This window comes from Terrisporobacter mayombei (assembly GCF_020748465.1).
Lineage (GTDB): Bacteria > Bacillota > Clostridia > Peptostreptococcales > Peptostreptococcaceae > Terrisporobacter > Terrisporobacter mayombei.
Genome location: NZ_JAHZMP010000106.1, coordinates 1 through 524 on the forward strand (window position 1 = coordinate 1; position 524 = coordinate 524).

The 524-nt window shown below is 54.2% G+C and carries 1 protein-coding gene; it reads left to right on the forward strand.

What is annotated here, in order from left to right:
- Nucleotides 1-72 precede the first annotated feature (72 nt).
- Nucleotides 73-524: 2-amino-4-hydroxy-6-hydroxymethyldihydropteridine diphosphokinase (gene folK / locus K0039_RS24895; protein WP_228106806.1), on the forward strand; the 452-nt coding region annotated here is incomplete at its 3' end.

Below are 524 nucleotides of genomic sequence, written 5' to 3' on the forward strand. Positions count from 1 at the left end.
GGATGAAGAACCGTCACCGCGTCGTCGTACTCGTCGTCCACGCAAACGCGCACCACGTCGTGAGGGTACCGCATGACAGTGGCGTATATTGCCATAGGCAGCAATCTGGCCTCTCCGCCGGAGCAGGTCAATGCTGCCCTGAAAGCATTAGGCGATATCCCTGAAAGCCACATTCTTACCGTTTCTTCGTTTTACCGCCCCCCACCGCTGGGGCCGCACGATCACCCCGCATACTTAAACGCAGCCGTGGCGCTGGAAACCTCTCTTGCACCTGAAGAGCTACTCAATCACACACAGCGTATTGAATTGCAGCAAGGTCGCGTCCGCAAAGCTGAACGCTGGGGACCACGCACGCTGGATCTCGACATCATGCTGTTTGGTAATGAAGTGATAAATACTGAACGCCTGACCGTTCCGCACTACGATATGAAGAATCGTGGATTTATGCTGTGGCCGCTGTTTGAAATCGCGCCGGAGTTGGTGTTTCCTGATGGGGAGATGTTGCGTCAAATCTTACATACAAG